This is a genomic window from Pseudomonas sp. JAI111 (assembly GCF_024809425.1).
Classification (GTDB): Bacteria; Pseudomonadota; Gammaproteobacteria; order Pseudomonadales; family Pseudomonadaceae; genus Aquipseudomonas.
Map to the genome: position 1 here is coordinate 103671 of NZ_JANUCB010000004.1, position 18640 is coordinate 122310.

Genomic DNA, 18640 nt, shown 5'->3' on the forward strand with positions numbered 1-18640 from the left:
TCCGTGCTGGCGAATGCTTTCGATTGTGAACGTGTGGTGCCGCTGTGCGAAATCTCCGGACGATCGGACAGTGTTGGCCGACGATCGGGCAGGACGTCGCAAGTCGGCAGAGCGATAGTTTGCGCACAGGGCCACTGCCGACCCTGTCATCAATAACAACAGTGAGAGGTTGCCATGCCTAAGTTCGTTATAGAACGCGATATTCCAGGTGCTGGAACACTGTCAGAAAGGGATTTGAAAGCGGCATCGCAGAAGTCCTGCCGGACATTGCGCGATTTGCCTGAAGTGCAGTGGGTTCAGAGTTATGTCACGGGTGACAGGCTGTACTGCGTGTACATCTCGCCAAGCGAAGAGCTGATCAAGGAGCACGCCCGGCAGAGTGGTTTTCCAGCCAATCGCATTTCCCAGGTCATGAACATCATCGATCCGACCACGGCGGAATAAGCCGAGGCAGACCCGTACGGAGCAGACTTGATGAGTACCCCCATTGATCTTACTGCCTTGAAAAACCGCCAGATGGCCGCGTGGGCCAGCGGCGACTATGCCGTGATCGGCACCACGTTGCAGATTGTCGGCGAGCAACTGGCCGAAGCCTGCGACCTGCTGTGTGATGAGCTGGTGCTGGACGTGGCCGCTGGCAACGGCAATGCGACCCTCGCCGCCGCACGCCGTGGCTGCTACGTGACCTCGACCGACTATGTTGCGGCGCTGCTGGAACGCGGGGAAGACCGCGCCCGGGCCGAACGCCTGGAGGTGACCTTCCAGGTGGCCGACGCCGAGGCGCTGCCGTTTGCCGACGGCAGTTTCGATGCCGTGCTGTCGACGTTTGGTGTGATGTTTACCCCGGATCAGGCCAAAGCCGCGTCAGAACTGGCCAGGGTGTGTCGCCCTGGTGGGCGTATCGGCTTGGCCAACTGGACGCCTGAGGGTTTTGTCGGCCAGATGTTCAAGACCCTGGGTCAGCACTTGCCACCGCCGGCAGGGGCGCCATCTCCTTCGAATTGGGGGGCGGAACCCTGGTTGCATGAGCATTTCGATGAGCGCGACTTTCTGGTCCAGGTTACGCGGCGGACTTTCAATTTTCGTTATCGCTCGGCGGCGCACTTCATTGATGTGTTCCGTAACTGGTACGGGCCGCTGCACAAGGCGTTTGCGGTGTTGCCTGCTGATGGTGCCAGGGCTCTTGAAAGTGATCTGACGGAGCTGATCAATCGGATGAATCGGGCGGGTGAAAAATCGTTGGTGGTGCCTAGTGAATATCTGGAGGTTGTCATTACGCGACGGTGAACTTTCAACATGCCAACCTCCTGTGGGAACGTGATGCTGTTTACTTTGGGGTTGTGGTTGGGGGCATATCCGTTACTTGGGTAACGGCGGCTATTGGTTCCGCTTTTACAGCGGGTCACTTGGAAAAGCGCCAAGTAACCAAGCGCTTTTGCCCCTGACGTTCGGTGCCTCGCCAAGGCTCGGCATGCCCTCGCTCCGGTCCTGCTCCGTGGGCCCGCCGCCATCGGCCATCCATGGCCGGGGGCGGCTAACCCGGCATCCATGCCGGGTTGCCCACTGCGCAGAACCTGCGCTCGGCCTCTCGAGGCGGCGTGCAGTGCCAAAGCAAAACGAGGCGGCCTACCGGCCGACCTGTTTGCTCAACGCTTACGCGTCCTGATCGTTCCCACGCTCCGCGTGGGAATGCCGCCGGGGACGCTCTGCGTTCCGCTGTCGACACCAGACTTGAGTCCTGCGCGATGGTGACGCGGAGCGTCACGGGATGCATTCCCACGCGGAGCGTGGGAACGATCAACATCAAACCGCGAGGAGGCCTTCCGGCCAACGTTGCTTTGGCCGATGTACTCAATATCTGTGGGAGCGAGCTTGCTCGCGATGGCGGCATTACAGGCAACATCACAGCCGACTGACAGGGCCTCATCGCGAGCAAGCTCGCTCCCACATTTGACGGTGTACCCCCGTCGCTTCTCACCACTCATCAGGCCGAGCGTTAGCTCGCCTTCAGCTTTTGATCTTGATCTTGATCTGCCCCGTCGGGAGGCCGAACGCAGGTTCTGCGCAGTGGGCAACCCGGCATGGATGCCGGGTTAGCCGCCCCCGGCCATGGATGGCCGATGGCGGCGGGCCCACGGAGCAGGACCGGAGTGAGGGCATGCCGAGCCTAGGCGAGGCACCGTACGTCAGGGGCGCGAGCGCTTGGTTACTTGGCGCTCTTCCAAGTAACCCGCCGTCAGGGCGGAACCAATAGCCGCCGTTACCAAAAAAACGGATATGTACCCAATCCTGGTTGTGGGGCAATCACTCATCCAGCCGCTCGGTATACACCACCCAAACGCTGCACGGCATTTTGTACAGCAGGTGCTCCACCGTACTGCCAACAAACCGCCCCAGCCCGCGATGGCCGATGCGGCCCATAACGAGCACATCAATGTCAAAGGCATCAGCATAACGGGTCAGGACTTTGGTCGGACTGCCCATGATCATGTGCCGTTGCTCGAGCCCAATGCCATTGCGTTCGGCCAATTCGTTAAAGGCCTCTTCCTGACAGTCGAACAAGGTCTTGGCCTTGCTCGATGAGAAATACCCCGAGCCTTTGTCAAAGCCGAATTCGTCGGAAGTGATGGAGGAAAGGTCATAGGCGTAGACCACGTCCAGCTCGGCGTTACAGGCACTGGCCAGTTTCGAGGCTTCGTGAAGGATCCGGTCGTTGAAGGTTTTATAGTGATCATCACGGTGGAAGGGATCGATCGCAGCGACGATCTTGCGTGGCAGGGCGTTAACGGCGTGGCTGACGAAATGCAGCGGCACCGGACACTCGCGCAGCAGGTGCACGTCGAGCGGGGTAAACATCAGCCGCGACAGCAGCGATTGGTGCTCCAGTGCCTTGATCAGCACATCCATCGGCTGCTCTTTGAGGTGAATCAGAATCTCCTCCAGCGGGCGTTCCACCCATGCCACCTCGGTGGTGACGTGCACGCCGATCTTGCGCAGGGGGCGAGCCTGATCTTCAAGCCACTGGCGGTGGCGATCGACGTAGCCCAGGCGCATCTGCTCCAGGGCCTTTTCGTTGACCATGCTGGCGGTGGCCAGGCCTTCCAGATAGTCGAACGCCACGATGTGCAGCGCCGCGCCTTCGGCCTTGGCCAGCGCTGCAGCCCGGTCGAAGGCGGGGCTGTGCTCCATCAGGGGCGAGGCGACCAGCATGAAGCGTGATTGTTCGGACATGACGAACCTCCCGGAGTAAGGAGACAGCGGTCACTGGTTGAACATCTGATCTTTAGTATTGACCAAGATCGCCAGCAAGCTCGTTGGCCTGCCTCAATCTCTGAAAACACTAAATCCCTGTGGGAGTGAGCCTGCTCGCGATAGCGGAGTGTCAGTCAACACTCATGCTGAATGATAAATCGCTATCGCGAGCAGGCTCGCTCCCACAGGGATTTGGGTGTTGTTTTAGCTAGACAACCTTGGCGCCCCGCGCCTCCAGCAGCTCGCGCAACACCGAACGGTGACAATGCGCCTCTTCCTCGCAATAGCAGCCGACGGCCAGCGAGGTTTGATGGGAGAGGGCGGCCAGCAGGTCCAGCAGCTGGTGGGGGGCGGGGTGGTTCATTTCGGCCTTGAACTTGCGTCGGAAGGCCTCCCAGTCTTTTGCATCGACCGCCGCCTTGGCCTCGGCGACCAGTTCCGCGCTGGGCGACAGCAGCGGTTGCCAGACGTCGTAAAAATCACGACTGGCAAACTCGGCCTTGGGCACGCCCCGGGGTGGGCGGCGTACCGTGCCGATGCGCAGGCCTTCGTCAGGCGAGCGGGGCGAACCGAGTCGAACGATGTGGATGGCCATGGCGTTACTTGTTTCGCGATCCGTCAAACCACTCCAGCGCCGTGCGCCAGATGCAGATGCCAAGGAAATACGCCGACATCAGCAACCACAGGCCCATCACCATTGGGTTGATGACCGGATGGTTGACCACCAGCGACAAACTGCAAAGCAACCAGATGGCGGTGACGGCGATGTTGATCGGCATAAATTTGCGCACGCGGAACGGATGCAGGAACTTCATGCGCGTCACGGTCAATAAAGCCAGGCCAATGACCGTGAGGAAAGTGATCCACGGCGACGGGGCGATGATGTACAGGCACAGGGCAACCACGTTCCAGGCGGCGGGGAAGCCCTGGAAGTAATTGTCTTTGCTTTTCATGTTGACGTTGCAGAAGCAGAACAGCGACGAGACCAGGATCAGTGACACGGTCAGCAGCAGCGTGTAGTCCGGCAACGGGATGTAGCGATAGATGAACAGGGCGGGAATAAACACATACGTCAGGTAATCGATGACCAGATCGAGGATCGAGCCATCGAAACTCGGCAGCACCGACTGCACATTGACCTTGCGCGCCAACGCACCGTCCAGCCCATCGACGATCAAGGCGACGCCCAGCCACAGCAGGCAGTTGGTGGCCTGGTTTTCCAGCAGCGCGAGGGTGGCGAGGAAGGCAGTGACTACGCCGGTGGCGGTAAAACCATGGGCGCCCCATGCTTTGAGCCTGGCGATGTGTAGGGTGGATATCACGGGGGCGTTCTCCAAAAAGTGAAGCAAGCCAGTCATCACCCTCATCACAGAGGGCGGCGGCAAACCGGTTCGGTTGCAGGTATCGACCGGAAATCCGGGAATAAGGTTCACCGTCTGTGAATCTTAGCTGGATGGCAAAAAAATACCCCGGATAAATCCAGGGTATTAACGAAGCAGGCGTCTGTGCGTTTGATTACCTGTTCTGCCGATTTCATGTCGGCCAAACGGCATTGGCGCATTCACAGGCGAGGACTATCGTTGCCTGACTGAATCACGCCTATCAAAGAGGGCATCATCATGAACACCAGCGATCTGCTCGAACAATTACTGCGGGCCGGCCAGGGCTCGATGTCACAACAGGGCGGCGGTGGCGCGGCGCCTCAAGGCGGGCTCGGCGGATTGCTGGGTGGTCTGCTGGGCGGCGGAGCCGGATCAGGCATGGGCGGTGGTGGCCTGGGTGGTTTGCTCGGTGGTTTGCTGGGCGGCGGCTCACCGATGGGCGGCTCGCCTCAGCGTCGATCCGGTGGTGGCACCAATTATGCTGCGCTGGCGTCCCTGGGGATGATGGCTTTTCAGGCGTATCAAGCGTGGCAGCGTAACCAGGCCGCTGCGCCGCAGCAGGCACCGCGCACGGTCGATTTGTTGTCGGGCCCGGAAGTCGAGGACCACAGTCACGCGATCCTGCGCGCGTTGATTGCGGCAGCGAAGGCTGACGGTCGGATCGATGATGCCGAGAAGCAGCTGATCAGCACCGAAATCGGCCGCCATACCGATGACCCGCAGTTGCAGCAATGGCTGGATGACGAAGTGGCCCGTCCACTGGATGCCGCGGATGTGGCGCAATCGGCCACTGATCCTGGCATGGCGGCGGAGATGTACCTGGCCAGCGTGATGCTGGTGGACGATCAGCAGGATGCCGAGCGCAATTACCTGGATGAGCTGGCGGCGGCGCTGAAAATTGATCCCGAGCTGCAAGTGCATCTGGAGCAACAGGCCAAGGGCGGCGCGGCCTGACCGATCATTCCCGAATTCGGACCGACCATCCGAAGAAATGCCCGCTTTGCCCTGAACGCTAGAATTTACAGGGGGGATCACTTCAACGTGTCCTAACCAAGCGGGAGTACCACGATGAAAATCGTATCTTCGCTGGCGTTGGTGGTAGCAGTCGGGTGGATCTCTGGATGCTCAACCGTACCGGACAACCAGATCAGCAATGTTCCCCTGAACGCTACGCCCGTCAATGCCGGTAAAATCGCCCGACCCATCATGATGCCCGACGGCAATGCGACCGCATTCTGGTTCGCCGTCAGTGGCGAACCTAAGGGCAGCGCTTTACCCGGTCGTTTATTGGCCTACATCTATCAAGGAAGCTGTTCAAACCTGGGCGAGAAACCGGCGTATGACCTGAACGACGGTCCGAACGCCCGGTTCTACTCACAGGCGTCACTCCAGTACTTCTGGAAAAGCGCACCGGTCGCCATCGACACCCTTCGGTCCGGCGACTATGTGCTGGTGGTGCGTGAGAGCCCGGCCGATGGTCACCAGAATATTTTCTGCGGGGCCCTGAGCTGAGCTGACAGGAGCTGCCGCACCTCGCGGCAGCTTCTACCGCGATTGCCCGGGCTTGGGCATCAGGAAGATGACGCCGTACTCTTCGCCAATCTGCAGTATCCGGGGCAGATCCTGCGGCACCTTCAACCGATCCACCGCGGCAAAGAACTGACCGCCTCGCGGATCGGACACCACACCGATCATTCTCGCGGTGGGGCTGATGTTTTTGTAAGCATGAATCGACCCACCTGGAATATGCACGTAACCCCCGGACGAAATGGTGGTTGCCTTGCCCTCGACCGTCACTTCCACCTCCCCGTCGACGACGTAGAACGCCTCATCCCAGGGGTGATAGTGCAGCGGCGGCCCGCCTCCTTGCACGCCTTCCTGGATATGCATTTCAAAGGGCTTGCTCAGGTCCCCGCCTGCGAGAATGGTGATGGCTTCTCCGACGACAGACACCGGAGCGGGCGCCTTTTCGATGACATGGACCGTACGCATGATTGCTCTCCGAAAGGTGAGTCCCACACCCGCTGAGTATATTCACTGGCGTGCGCGCCCGGCACCTCGGGACAAGCCCGTCTGTCAGGGCGATTTCAACGTGGATTGAATTTTTCTCCGGGCCGATTGCTCTGCTGATGTAGAGACGTGTTGATTTAACGTCCTGCCACTGGCCTCAGACCGAGAGAAGCGCCCATGACTGCCCTGACACGACTCGACTCCCAGCCTGCCCACGAACACGCGATTTCCGTTGCCGGCAGCATGAAACAAACCTACGAACAGTTGTTGCTGAGCGACGATACCGAGCAGCAGCGCGCGCTCGCCCAGGACTTCCTGCAGGTGCAGTTGCAACGCGCTGCGGACGTGCCTGAAGCGATGCCCCACGAGCTGTCGGCGCTGCACGACTGGGTCGAGCAACACTGTGCCGACGTCGCTCGCCAATACGCCGACTACTTGCAACAACGCAAGGACGGCGGTCCTCGGCAGTTCTTCAGTAACAAGGCCCACGCACTGTTTTTCCTGCAAGCGGTGGCCCCGACCAAACTGGTTGATGGTGCATGGCTTTACGGCCTGTTGCGTCACTGGCGCGACCCGCGTTTCGAAGGGCTGATCTGCACCTATCTGGAAGAGCTGGGCGACGGTAATCCGGCGCAGAATCACGTGGTGATCTACCGCAAGCTGCTCGCCGAACATGGCTTGCAAGACACCGGCGTAATCGCTGACGAACACTACCTGCAAGGCGCGATACAACTGGCGTTGGGCGAATGCAGCGAGGAGTTTTTGCCCGAGGTGATCGGCTACAACCTGGGCTATGAACAGCTGCCGCTGCATTTGCTGATCAGCGCGTATGAACTCAGCGAGTTGGGCATCGATCCGTATTACTTCACGTTGCACGTGACCATCGACAATGCCAGCACCGGCCACGCGCACAAGGCGGTGCAAGCGGTGCTGGAGCTGTTGCCGCTGGAGGGCGATCGCGAAGACTTTCTGCGCCGGGTGGCGCTGGGTTATCGGCTCAACGATCTGGGGCAGGGCAGTGGCGCGATCATCAAATCGTTCGACCTCGACACCGAGTTGCTCAACATGCTTGAGCGCAAACGTCCCTTCGGTCAGCACATGCACTCCGACTATTGCCGGTTCGAAGGCCAGACCGTCAACCAATGGTTGTCCTCGCCGGAGCAGTTGCCAGGTTTCCTCGACGCCCTGCAAAACAAGGGCTGGATCAAACGTCACCAGGACCCGCAAGACAGCCGTTTCTGGCAGTTGATCGACGGTGACGGCGCGGCGATGTTCGGGGTGTTCAGCCCCTATGAAAAACAGCTGCTGCATGACTGGATCGCCGGCGACTGGACACCCGAGCGTTCAGGCGCTGCGGTTCGAGCGGGCAAAAGTGCCGTCAGCGAAGCGCCAGTGCCGGTTAACGACCCGGATGTGCAGAGCCTGCAAGATTCACTGGAGGGGCTTGATGCAGCCGAGCAGATGCAAGCGTTGATTACGTGGCTGTCGGCGCGCCGACATTCTCATCCTGCAGGATTGATGGCGACGCGGCGCTTCATCGAACTCAAATCCAGCCTTCGCTAGGGAGTTGCACATGAATCAGGAAGAACAACTGGACACGGCCGATCTGGCGCTGCTGCAATTGGGCCGGCGTTTGCAGGCGGATGGCTACCGCTTTATCACCCCGACACCGCTGACGCATCAGCGGGTCAATCAGCGTGCGGAAGGGCAAAATGCCCAGAACTTGCGCGACGTGTTCGGCTGGTCGCGCGCCTTCGAGCCCGGTCTGCTGTCGGCGGATGAGCAACGGCAATTGCAACAGGCCGGCGTGCTTGAAGAACACGAGGGCCGCTTGAAAAGCCGAGTGCGCTGGTCGAGCCTCGACGATCTGCTGTTTGTGCATTCGGGTTTCCCCACCGACGCGGCGGACGCGGTGTTCTTCGGCCCCGATACCTATCGCTTTGCGCAGTTGATTCATGCCCATCTGCAACAGAATTTCGCGCCGATCCGGCGCGCGGTGGACATCGGATGCGGTGCCGGTGTCGGTGCCATTGTGATTGCCCGCGCACGCCGCGAAGCCGAAGTATTGGCCGTGGACATCAACCCGGCGGCGCTGCGTCTGACGGCAGTCAATGCGGCGCTTGCCGAAGTAGCCAATGTCAGCGTCGAGACCAGCGATGTGTTGCAAGACGTCGACGGCCAATTCGACCTGATCGTCGCCAATCCACCCTATATGGCCGACCCCGCCGAACGGGCTTACCGGCATGGCGGCGGCGCGTTCGGCGCGCAACTGTCGCTGCGCATCGTCGAGCAAGCCTTGAATCGACTGGCGCCCGGTGGTTCCCTGGTGCTGTACACCGGGGTGGCGATGATCGATGGGCGCGATCCGTTTCTGCAAGCCCTGACCCCGTTCCTGGAATCGCCACGGTTCAGCTGGACCTACCGCGAACTCGATCCCGACGTCTTCGGCGAAGAGTTGTTGACGGCGGGTTATCAACGGGTAGAGCGCATCGCAGTGGTCGCGCTGATCGTCACCCGCAGTGGCCCCAGTATTGGGGGAAGCGTTGAAGCAGCAGGTGCGCCATGAGCAAGAACCTGGAAGATTACAACCGCATGCGCGACTTTTCGGCCACCTCGGAACCGGCCGCCGGTAAACGTTCGGGCAAGAAAGCGGGGAAAGATCATGCATTGCAGTTCTGCATCCAGAAGCACGACGCCTCGCGCCTGCATTACGACTTTCGCCTGGAACTCGATGGCGCGCTGAAGAGTTGGGCGGTGCCCAAAGGCCCGTCGCTGGATCCCAAGGTCAAGCGCCTGGCCGTGCATGTCGAAGACCATCCGATTGACTACGCAACGTTCGAGGGCAGCATCCCCGAAGGGCATTACGGCGCCGGGGATGTCATCGTCTGGGACCGTGGCGTGTGGATTCCGCAGGGTGACCCGGCTGAGTCATACGCCAAGGGCAAGCTCAAATTCGAGCTGCAAGGCGAGAAGCTCGGTGGGTTATGGAACCTGGTGCGCACGCACATGCCGGGCAAGCAGGAGCAATGGTTTCTGATCAAGCATCAGGACACCGCGGCAAAACCCGAAAGCGATTACGACGTGGTAGCCGCCGAGCCGGACAGCGTGCTCAGTGACCGGACCATCATCCCCAAAAAGTCAAAAGCGGCGGATAAACCCAAACCGGTCAAGAAGCCCACGCGCAAGGTCACGGCTAAAGCAGCCTCGGCGCAACTCACCGGTGCCCACAAAGCCAAACTGCCAGAGCTGCTCAAACCGGAGCTGGCGACGCTGGTGGAGAAAGCCCCTGGCGGCGAGTGGAGTTACGAGATCAAGTTCGACGGCTACCGGATCATGGCGCGCGTCGACCACGGCGAGGTAAAACTCCTCACCCGCAATGGCCACGACTGGACCCACAAGCTGCCCGCGCAAGCCGAGGCACTGGCGGCGCTGGGGCTTGAGTCCGCTTGGCTAGACGGTGAAATGGTGGTCGCCAACGAGCAGGGCGTGCCGGACTTCCAGGCGCTGCAAAATGCGTTCGAAGCGGGTCGCAGCGGCGCTATCGTTTACTACTTGTTCGACATGCCTTACCTCAACGGCGTCGACCTGCGCGAGGTGCCGGTCGAGGAGCGAAGAGTGGCGCTGGCGACGGTGCTCAATTCCAACAAGGACCCGCTGTTGCGCTTCTCGGAGTCGCTTGCTGAGGAACCCGAAGCCTTGCTCAACAGCGCCTGCCAGATGCAAATGGAGGGTCTGATCGGCAAGCGCCTGGGGTCGCCTTATGTGTCCCGGCGCAGCAGCGACTGGATCAAGCTCAAGTGCAAACATCGGCAGGAGTTTGTGGTGGTCGGCTATACCGATCCCAAAGGTTCGCGTAATGCCTTTGGCGCCTTGCTGCTGGGCTTGCATGACCGTGACAGCGGCGAGTTGCGCTACGCCGGCAAGGTCGGCACCGGTTTCAACGAAACCACGCTGAAAAGCATCCACGAACAACTCAAACCCTTGCAGGTGAAAAAGCCATCGGTGGTCAATCCGCCGACCGGATTTGACGCCAAGGGCGTGCACTGGCTCAAACCCGTGCTGCTGGCAGAAATCGCTTTCGCCGAGATGACCAAGGACGGTTCGGTGCGCCATGCGGTGTTCCATGGTCTGCGCGATGACAAACCTGCCAAAAACATCACCGAGGAGCACGCGAAAGTGGTGAAGACTCAAGCGAAAAAACCGGCCGCCGCCGCTGAAAAGAACACCACCCAGACCGCGCCATCACAGATCGGATTGGGCGCGGGCAAAGTCCGCATCACGCACCCGGACCGGGTGATCGACGCCAGCAGCGGCACGACCAAAGTGCAACTGGCCGAGTATTACGCCAGCGTCGCGCAGTGGATCCTGCCCGAGCTCAAGGATCGCCCGGTGGCGTTGGTCCGGGCTCCGGATGGCATCACCGGCGAGTTGTTCTTCCAGAAGAACGCCGAGCGCCTCGCCATTCCGGGGATCACCACGCTGGACAAGGAACTCACCGGCCAACCGGTGATGATCATCAACAACGCCGAAGCCCTGATCGGCGCCGTGCAGATGAGCACCGTCGAACTGCACACCTGGAACGCCACCTCGGACAACCTCGATAAACCGGATCGCTTCGTTCTCGACCTTGACCCGGACCCGGCGCTGCCCTGGAAAACCATGGTCGAGGCGACTCAACTGACCCTGTCGGTCCTCGATGAACTGGGGCTCAAGGCCTTTCTCAAGACCAGTGGCGGCAAAGGCATTCACCTGGTGGTGCCGCTGACCCGCAAGCTGGGTTGGGATGAGGTGAAGGACTTCAGCCACGCCATCGTCAGTCACATGGCCAAGCTGTTGCCGGAACGTTTTTCCGCAGTGTCGGGACCGAAGAACCGGGTCGGGCGGATCTTCATCGATTACCTGCGCAACGGGCTCGGCGCAACGACCATTTGCGCCTACGCGGCGCGCACCCGCGAAGGGATGCCAGTGTCGATGCCGATCTTTCGTGACGAGGTAGGGGAGGTCAAGGGCGGCGATCAGTGGAACATCCACAACGCCCATGAGCGCCTGGCTGAAGTCGGCGATGAACCGTGGGCCGATCTTAAGAAAACCCGGCAATCCATCACCGCCGACATGCGTCGGCGGGTCGGGATGAAGAAATGATCAGCGAATGAACGCCTGCAAATCGGTGCCCAGTTTGTCGATGGCCGCCTTGAAGTCCTTGGCGGTGATCTTCTGGCTGGCGTTTTCCAGGGTGCTGCCGAAGACTTTGCGTACGACCTTGGCCACGGTCTGATTGGTTTTGGCGTCGATGAACTCGGCTTCGATAAACAGCGTGGTGTCCTGATCCCGATGACCGCTGGCAGCAGAAACACCGCCGACCACCGCGGCGACCGGAACCACTTCATACCACTTCATGCCTTCATTCTCGGCGGTAACCCCGGTAATCGCCGCGCGCATGATCAGGGTTTTCGAGCCTGGTTGTGGACTGGTGACCACGCGGTATTTCTGACCGAGGATGGTTTTGGTTTTGGTGGTCATATAGTTTTGGATGTCATCCAGGGTTTGCCGATTGACCCGTTCGTTGGGCTTTGGCGCCGGGTACAACTCCAGCCTGTTGAACGCCACGGTGTCGTAGGCATTAGGGTTCCATGAAGGGCTCACCCAGCGCATCGCGGTCTCACCGCTGGTGGTGGTGACTTCTTTCAGGTTGTTGTAGTTGGACAGGAAGCCTGAGTACTGGTCTTTTTCGGTGACTTTCGAGGTACACCCGCCAAGCAGCAGGCTGGCCAATGCAGCGCCAATGAACAATTTACGGGACAGGTTCATAGTGGTGTGTGCTCCATGGTTTGCATCGCGGTTACTCATTTCTGAGCATAGGTGGCTCTTGAGAATAGTCATCACCAAAAAAGGCGCTCGCCTTGATCATTCGCAACATAGTGCTTTTTATTTGGCCATTTCCGCTCGCGCCGCTGCAATCTTGGCTTTGACTGAATCCAGGTTGAAACTCGCGCCTTTTTGCATCGGCGGGAACTCAATCGCGGTTTCAGCCAGCTTGGCCACCTGTTGCTGGACGAACACGAAACGCCAGAACTGAAACTTGAACCAGTCGAAATACTGCTGCGAACCTTGGGCAGCCTGGTTTTCCGGCCAGCCCATGCGCTCGAACGGGTCAAGTCGAAGGTTGGTCAGCATCGGCACATCGACCGGCACTTTGGCACCCAGCCAGCCACCGGGTTGATCGATGAAGCGGTACTTGTAGTCATCGATGCGAACCGCACCCAGCGCACTTTCACCGAAGTAGAAGACTTCATGCCGGTTCGACGGGCCTTTGCCGGTGATCATCGGTGTCTGGTCGTAACCGTCCAGGTGCACCTTGTAGGTCCGGTCGCCCAGTTGTTTGCCCTTGAGCAGTTCGTCGGTGATGTTTGGATTGCCTGCTGCCGCAACCAGGGTCGGGAACCAGTCCATGCCCGACATGATGCCGTTGGCTACAGTGTTTACCGGTACTTTGCCCGGCCAGCGAATGATCGCCGGCACGCGGAAGCCACCTTCCATCACCGTGCCTTTGCCCATTGCAAATGGCGTGGTACCACCGTCAGGCCAGGTGAAATTTTCTGCACCGTTATCGGTGGTGAAAATCACGATGGTGTTGTCATCCATGCCGTCTTTTTTCAGCTTGGCCATGACGTCGCCGACGATGTCGTCGAGTTGTGCCATGCCGGCTTCCTGCTCCGACCAGCCGTTTTGTGCATTGCGCATCGCTTCATATTTGTCAGCCAGGTGCGTGACGATGTGCATGCGGGTCGGGTTGAGCCAGACGAAGAACGGTTTGTTGTCGGTCTTGGCCTTGTCGATAAAGCTGAAAGCCTTGTCGCGAATTTCTTCGTCGACGGTTTTCATCCGATCCGGATACAGCGTGCCGGCATCTTCGATCTTCTGTTTGCCGACCTTGCCCCAGCGTGGCATCACCGTTGTGTCATCGGTGCTGGTGGCCCAGCTGTGAACCATGTTGCGCGGCCCGACGGTGGCCAGAAGCTCTTGCGGATAGTTGGGGTGCGCCGGGTCTTCCATGGCGTCGAGGTGATAGAGGTAGCCGAAGAACTCATCGAAGCCATGCACGGTCGGCAGGAACTCGTTCAAGTCACCCAAGTGGTTCTTGCCAAACTGACCCGTGGCGTAACCCATGGCTTTGAGGGTGGTGGCGATGGTGACCGCTTCGGCGGGAATGCCGACAGGCGAGCCGGCCTGGCCCACCGTGGTCATGCCCGTGCGGATCGGCAGTTCTCCGGTAATGAAATTGGCGCGTCCGGCTGTACAACTGGCCTCGGCGTAATAATCGGTGAAACGCATGCCTTCAGCAGCCAATTGGTCGAGGTTAGGGGTACGGCCGGCCATCATGCCCTGGTTGTAGACGCCGATATTGGACCAGCCAATATCGTCACCCATGATCACCACGATGTTCGGCGCCTTGTCGGCGGCTTGAGCGGCTAGGGGTAGAACCATTGCAGATAACAGCATCGACACCGCGAACAGTCTGGATAATTTTGACTGGTTCATTTGGAGCTCCTGTGTACTTGCGTTAGTACTGAAACAGGCCCCCCCCGACCTATATTTAAATATGTATCCCCCGCAAGAGAGTAGGTTTGAACTGTGAAATTTCCAGTAATAATTACCAGCGGTGCGCCCTTGTTTCATGGGGTTTACAGCACAGTCGGCAACTTGCAGGGTGAACGACATCTGAATTAGTCAACTTCCACCCCAAAGGTTTTATTCGCTGTTCGAATAGCGAAGGAATCAAACCGGTATTACAACGCAGGCGTCAGTGAGTCGCAGAAAATTAATCCGTTGTGGCGCTGCTTCGATTGCTACGCTTTAAATCCTGACGGGTCTCTGCGGAGAACAAGCGATGTCACACCTACTACAGCGTGTCCGGTCGTTCGTTTCCGGGTTGGTCCTGTGTGTGTTTACAACGCCCTTGCTCGCGGCCCAACAACCTCCTGCCATGGATGCTCAAGTGAACCAACTGGAGCCCAAGGCGCTGGAGATTTTGAAGTCCATGAGTGCCAGGCTGGCAAGCACCCAAGGCATGAGCTTCAAAGCCATCACCACTTACGAGAAACCCAGCCGGCTGGGGCCACCCCTGGCCTATAACACCGTGGCACTGGTCAATATGCAGCGGCCCGATCATTTGCGCGTATTGACCTCGGGCGATGGTGCAGCGACCGAGTTCTATTACGACGGCAAGCAAGCCTATGCCTATGAGCCGAAGGGAAACCTGCTGGCGCAAGCAGATGCACCCCCCACTATTGATGCGACCCTTGAGGCGGCCTACCAACGCGCGGCCATCTATTTTCCCTTTACCGACGTCATCGTTGCCGATCCCTACAAGGATCTGGAAAGAGACATGCGCCTGGCGTTTTATATCGGTCAGTCCACGGTGGTCGGTGACACCACGACAGATGTGATTGCCTACGCCAATGACGTGGTGTTCGTACAGGCCTGGATCGGTGCGCAAGACAAGCTGCCGCGAATGCTGCGTGCGGTGTTCCGTGACGACCCGACCCAATCCCGGCACCAGGTCGCGTTCAGTGACTGGAAGCTTGAATCGGCGCTGACTGCGGACTTCTTCAAACCCGAACATATCGAGAATGCACACAGGATCGAGTTTGCTCCGCCGCCCGACTTGCGCGCCCCGGCAGGGGTCAAGGCACCGGTCGCGAAACCCTGAGCGAGGAGGCTGGAACATGAACAGATCTACGTTGAAATTTGCCGGGCTGGTCGTCGCACTGCTCAGTTGCAACCAGGCGCTGGCCTGGTCGCACGCGTCCAGTTTCGGTCGATCATCCGGCGGTGGTGGTTCCTGGAGTCACTCCGGTGAATACGGCTCGGCTTCGGGCGGTGGAGGCAGCTGGAGTGGAGAAAGCAATCGAGGCGGCTCGGCGTCCGGCGGCGGTGGTAGCTGGAGCGGGTCAGGCTATCGTGGCGGCTCGGCCTCGGGTGGCGGCGGCAGTTGGAGCGGCACAGACGAAAGGGGCGGCACGGCCTCTGGTGGCGAGGGTTCCTGGCATGGCACCGGGGCCGAAGGTGGAACGGCATCCGGCGGCGAGGGGGCGTGGCACGCCCAAGGTGAAAATGGCGCCACCGCCAGCGGCTACCATGCCGACGGATATGGTACGACGGCCTACCATCCGGCGACCTATGGCACCAGTTACTACCATCCACCTACGGCTGTTTATGCCAGCAGCGGTTGCTACAACTGTGGATACAACGAGGGCGTGAATCCCGCCGCGGCAGCAGCGGCAGGGGCGGTGGCCGGTGCTGCCATAGCCACGGCGGACAATCAGGGGGCAAACAACACGGCCTACAGTGCAGGCTATAACGCCGGGATGGTGGCCTCTGCACCGCCGGCCATGCCCATGGGCGCAACCTTTGCGAGCCTTCCCTCCGGATGTGAGCTGAGGACAGTTGCAGCGGGGACTTTTTATCAGTGCGGCAGTTCGTGGGTACGACCTGCGTATGGCGCCAACGGCGTGTTCTACACCGTCGTGCCGACGCCGTGATCAAGGGGCGCCGCCATACAGGCCGGCTCACCGATTGTGCTGTTGGCGCTTCTAGCTTTGGGGAACAACCCGGGCATCGTTCCCGGTGCCTTCGATGTAAACGTTCATGCCTTTGCTCAGCACAGGGTTGATTGGTTGAGTGACCGATACCAGCACGCCGCTTCTCACCCGAACGATGATCTGCTGCGCTTCCTTGGGTTGGTCATAACGCTTTTTCTCCGCGTAGTTGCCACCCGCCGCACCGGCGAGAGCCCCGGCTACCATGGCAACATCGCGGCCGGTGCCGCTGCCTATCAGGCTGCCGATCCCGACGCCGGCGAGCCCGCCAAGAATGGCCCCGACCCCGCTGTCGTGATTGGTCTGCATCTGTGTCGGCACGATCTGTTCGATCTTGCCCGAGCGGATTTCCGTCTCGCCGGCACCTCCGCTGCTGGACCCTACGGCGGCACAGGCACTGATCAGCAGGGTGGCCAGTGCGATCGTTAGCCAGGAAACAGTCGTTTTCATTGCCAGCTCCTTCTGCCAGGGAATGATCGATTCAAACGCATCGCGTTACGTGAGAAAAAAGCCTAGCACAACATTTTCCAGGCGTTGGCGCGGCGCCTGCTGCAGGGAGCAGGCGACGTCCATGTTCATCTGGAACAGGGTCGGTGCTGTCGCACTTCCTGTTGCGTAAGGTGCGACTGAATAAACGCAGATCCCTGTGGGAGCGAGCTTGCTCGCGATAGCGGTGGGTCAGTCGACATTGATGTCGGATATGACTCAGTCATCGCGAGCAAGCTCGCTCCCACAGTGGATTGTGTTCACTTTGGGTTCGTGCCAGGCATGCCCCTTTTGCAATCACCGTGACCGAGTCCTGACGATGAACACTGAACTCCAGCTCCTGCACGGTTTGGTTATGGCACAAGTATTGGGGCGCTACTTGCCGCCAATGGCCGCCAACAGCGGCGCCATCTGTGCATCGGTCAATGCCGCGTGAACCTCCATCTTCATGATGTCATTCCACTCCAGTACCCACTTCTGAACCTGTACCAGATCACTGGCCTCGGCGATGCCAAACCCATTCGAACCACCGACTGCGTGCCAGCGCCCGTGCATCTTGACGCCTTCAGGTGGAGCGCCTCCGGTCTTGAGGAAACGCTGAATTGCCGTGTTGCGATTTTCCGGACTGATGGACCAACTGACGATGAATAACATTTGCCACCTCCTGCTACGGATTGGCACCTGTTGGAGTACGCCACCTGGCTGGCGCCGGGACCACGATGGCGCGCCTGTTTGCAGCTTCATGTCCCATGTGAAGGCATAGCAGCGCGCAGCGGTGCGTGTACGACCGCTGATCCTCTTTAAGGGCATTTTCAACGATTGAGCGACGTCGTGGCCGGCGTCTGTTTCACCAGCGAAACATCGGCAGTGGCTTGAGCGGGGAACGAAGAAATTGCCGCGCGGTTTGCCTGAGCAACATCCCGTGAAAGCCATGATTGGGGAACGTCGCCTTCACCGTTTTGATCCACGCCCGTGGCAGCCCGAACGTCAACAGGCCCAGGGACACATCAATCACATCGGCACGCCGGAAAGGCTCGACGCTGAGGGCATGCTCGGCGGCGTAGGGGCGTATTTTGTGGTGTTCCAGGATCAGTGCCGCCACTTCGCTGCTCAAGTGCGACAGGTGTTGCCTGTCGAGATAGTCAGTGGCCTGGCGAACCGACGGTTCCAGATAATCGATGGTTTGATCGGTCCAGATCCCCAGGTCGTGAAACGCTCCGGCAATCTGCACGGCCTCGGACGGCAGGCCTTCAATGCCGCAGATTGCGCGATAGAAGTTCAGCACGCGATAGATGTGATTGCGATAGCCCGGCAGGTCAGCACCGATCGCCAGCGCGTAGGAGGTGAGTATTTCGTCGGTGAGGGGGAATTCAAGGATGAGATTCATGGGGGCAGCCCTCACGCATCGCGCAACAGGTCGTTGGCGTTGAGGATCTCGAAGGCAATTTCCGGGCGCTTTTCCAGGCTGCGGCGAATGGCGGCCGGGATCGACTGGCGGGTCTTGCGGCACAGTCCCGGCAATTCGCCGAGGGTGATGCCGATGCCGCGCATGGTGCGGACTTCATTGAAGCTGGGGACGATCTCCACGCGAATCCCCAGTTGTTCGTACATGCGATGTTGCAAGCGCTCGAGGTCGGCCAGGCTTTGCAGGTTCTCCAGCCGATCAAGCAGGCGCTTTTCTTCCTGGCGCGTCAGAAACAGGATGCGCACGTCCGCGCCCGGTGTTTCCAGCAACGGGTCTCGCCCGCAAATGCAGGCGCCGGGCGGGCAGGGGGAGCGGATCGGAACAGAGGTCGTCATGGGTCCTAATCATAGAGCCCACCCAACCCGTTTGCCCATAGGTCAATCGTCAGTCGGAAATATCGTGATCGTTCCTGCGCGTTGATCGTTCCCACGCTCTGCGTGGGAATG

General features: G+C 59.7%; 19 protein-coding genes. 9 read left to right on the forward strand and 10 right to left on the reverse strand.

Going from position 1 to position 18640, the window contains the following annotated elements:
• Nucleotides 1-174: 174 nt before the first annotated feature.
• Entirely contained in the window at nt 175-444 is a 270-nt protein-coding gene (locus tag HNR03_RS14525) for a DUF4242 domain-containing protein (RefSeq protein WP_222586012.1), read from the forward strand.
• 30 nt (nt 445-474) lie between these two features.
• Entirely contained in the window at nt 475-1287 is an 813-nt protein-coding gene (locus HNR03_RS14530) for a class I SAM-dependent methyltransferase (protein ID WP_259154273.1), read from the forward strand.
• Nucleotides 1288-2304: 1017 nt separating this feature from the next.
• Here HNR03_RS14530 and HNR03_RS14535 read toward each other — a convergent pair.
• The 3 genes from HNR03_RS14535 to pcsA form a co-directional block, all read right to left on the reverse strand.
• The gene (locus HNR03_RS14535; RefSeq protein WP_259154275.1) at nt 2305-3231 is read right to left on the reverse strand and encodes a universal stress protein; all 927 of its coding nucleotides are present in this window, start codon (nt 3229-3231) and stop codon (nt 2305-2307) included.
• A gap of 229 nt (nt 3232-3460) precedes the next feature.
• Nucleotides 3461-3847: a DUF488 domain-containing protein gene (locus HNR03_RS14540; RefSeq protein ID WP_259154276.1), complete on the reverse strand. Its 387-nt coding sequence runs from the start codon at nt 3845-3847 to the stop codon at nt 3461-3463.
• Nucleotides 3848-3851: 4 nt separating this feature from the next.
• Nucleotides 3852-4574, reverse strand: coding sequence for a phosphatidylcholine synthase (pcsA, locus tag HNR03_RS14545; RefSeq protein WP_259154277.1), 723 nt, complete (start codon nt 4572-4574; stop codon nt 3852-3854).
• 297 nt (nt 4575-4871) lie between these two features.
• On the opposite strand from pcsA, the gene HNR03_RS14550 reads away from it, so the two are divergent.
• Both HNR03_RS14550 and HNR03_RS14555 read left to right on the forward strand, forming a co-directional pair.
• Nucleotides 4872-5588 carry a tellurite resistance TerB family protein gene (locus HNR03_RS14550; protein ID WP_259154278.1) on the forward strand — a complete coding sequence of 239 codons (717 nt, stop codon included), beginning with the start codon at nt 4872-4874 and terminating at the stop codon, nt 5586-5588.
• A gap of 114 nt (nt 5589-5702) precedes the next feature.
• Complete coding sequence (locus HNR03_RS14555) at nt 5703-6146, forward strand: hypothetical protein (protein WP_259154279.1); 444 nt, start codon at nt 5703-5705, stop codon at nt 6144-6146.
• Nucleotides 6147-6179: 33 nt separating this feature from the next.
• Here the strand turns inward: HNR03_RS14555 and HNR03_RS14560 are convergent, their stop codons facing one another.
• Nucleotides 6180-6626 carry a cupin domain-containing protein gene (locus HNR03_RS14560; RefSeq protein WP_259154280.1) on the reverse strand — a complete coding sequence of 149 codons (447 nt, stop codon included), beginning with the start codon at nt 6624-6626 and terminating at the stop codon, nt 6180-6182.
• Between the two features lie 195 nt (nt 6627-6821).
• Between HNR03_RS14560 and HNR03_RS14565 the strand changes: the two genes are divergently transcribed.
• From HNR03_RS14565 to ligD, 3 genes are read left to right on the forward strand one after another with little or no spacing between them, the layout of a single operon-like run.
• A complete protein-coding gene (locus tag HNR03_RS14565; RefSeq protein WP_259154281.1) occupies nt 6822-8207 on the forward strand; it encodes an iron-containing redox enzyme family protein in 1386 nt (461 codons plus the stop codon).
• A 10-nt stretch (nt 8208-8217) separates the two neighbouring features.
• Nucleotides 8218-9210: a class I SAM-dependent methyltransferase gene (locus HNR03_RS14570; protein WP_259154282.1), complete on the forward strand. Its 993-nt coding sequence runs from the start codon at nt 8218-8220 to the stop codon at nt 9208-9210.
• Entirely contained in the window at nt 9207-11786 is a 2580-nt protein-coding gene (gene ligD / locus HNR03_RS14575) for a DNA ligase D (protein ID WP_259154283.1), read from the forward strand. Before HNR03_RS14570 ends, ligD begins: the two co-directional genes overlap by 4 nt.
• On the opposite strand, the gene HNR03_RS14580 is transcribed toward ligD, so the two are convergent.
• Nucleotides 11787-12452 carry a DUF3313 domain-containing protein gene (locus tag HNR03_RS14580; protein WP_259154285.1) on the reverse strand — a complete coding sequence of 222 codons (666 nt, stop codon included), beginning with the start codon at nt 12450-12452 and terminating at the stop codon, nt 11787-11789.
• 117 nt (nt 12453-12569) lie between these two features.
• Complete coding sequence (locus tag HNR03_RS14585; RefSeq protein WP_259154286.1) at nt 12570-14183, reverse strand: arylsulfatase; 1614 nt, start codon at nt 14181-14183, stop codon at nt 12570-12572.
• 457 nt (nt 14184-14640) lie between these two features.
• On the opposite strand from HNR03_RS14585, the gene HNR03_RS14590 reads away from it, so the two are divergent.
• Both HNR03_RS14590 and HNR03_RS14595 read left to right on the forward strand, forming a co-directional pair.
• Entirely contained in the window at nt 14641-15354 is a 714-nt protein-coding gene (locus HNR03_RS14590; RefSeq protein ID WP_259154288.1) for a DUF2092 domain-containing protein, read from the forward strand.
• Nucleotides 15355-15370: 16 nt separating this feature from the next.
• Nucleotides 15371-16186 carry a hypothetical protein gene (locus HNR03_RS14595; RefSeq protein ID WP_259154289.1) on the forward strand — a complete coding sequence of 272 codons (816 nt, stop codon included), beginning with the start codon at nt 15371-15373 and terminating at the stop codon, nt 16184-16186.
• A 51-nt stretch (nt 16187-16237) separates the two neighbouring features.
• On the opposite strand, the gene HNR03_RS14600 is transcribed toward HNR03_RS14595, so the two are convergent.
• The 4 genes from HNR03_RS14600 to HNR03_RS14615 form a co-directional block, all read right to left on the reverse strand.
• Entirely contained in the window at nt 16238-16693 is a 456-nt protein-coding gene (locus HNR03_RS14600) for a glycine zipper 2TM domain-containing protein (RefSeq protein WP_259154290.1), read from the reverse strand.
• Between the two features lie 411 nt (nt 16694-17104).
• Nucleotides 17105-17383 carry a DUF3303 domain-containing protein gene (locus tag HNR03_RS14605; RefSeq protein WP_259154291.1) on the reverse strand — a complete coding sequence of 93 codons (279 nt, stop codon included), beginning with the start codon at nt 17381-17383 and terminating at the stop codon, nt 17105-17107.
• Nucleotides 17384-17576: 193 nt separating this feature from the next.
• Nucleotides 17577-18116: an HD domain-containing protein gene (locus HNR03_RS14610; RefSeq protein WP_259154292.1), complete on the reverse strand. Its 540-nt coding sequence runs from the start codon at nt 18114-18116 to the stop codon at nt 17577-17579.
• 11 nt (nt 18117-18127) lie between these two features.
• Nucleotides 18128-18529: a hypothetical protein gene (locus tag HNR03_RS14615; protein WP_259154293.1), complete on the reverse strand. Its 402-nt coding sequence runs from the start codon at nt 18527-18529 to the stop codon at nt 18128-18130.
• Nucleotides 18530-18640: the final 111 nt, after the last annotated feature.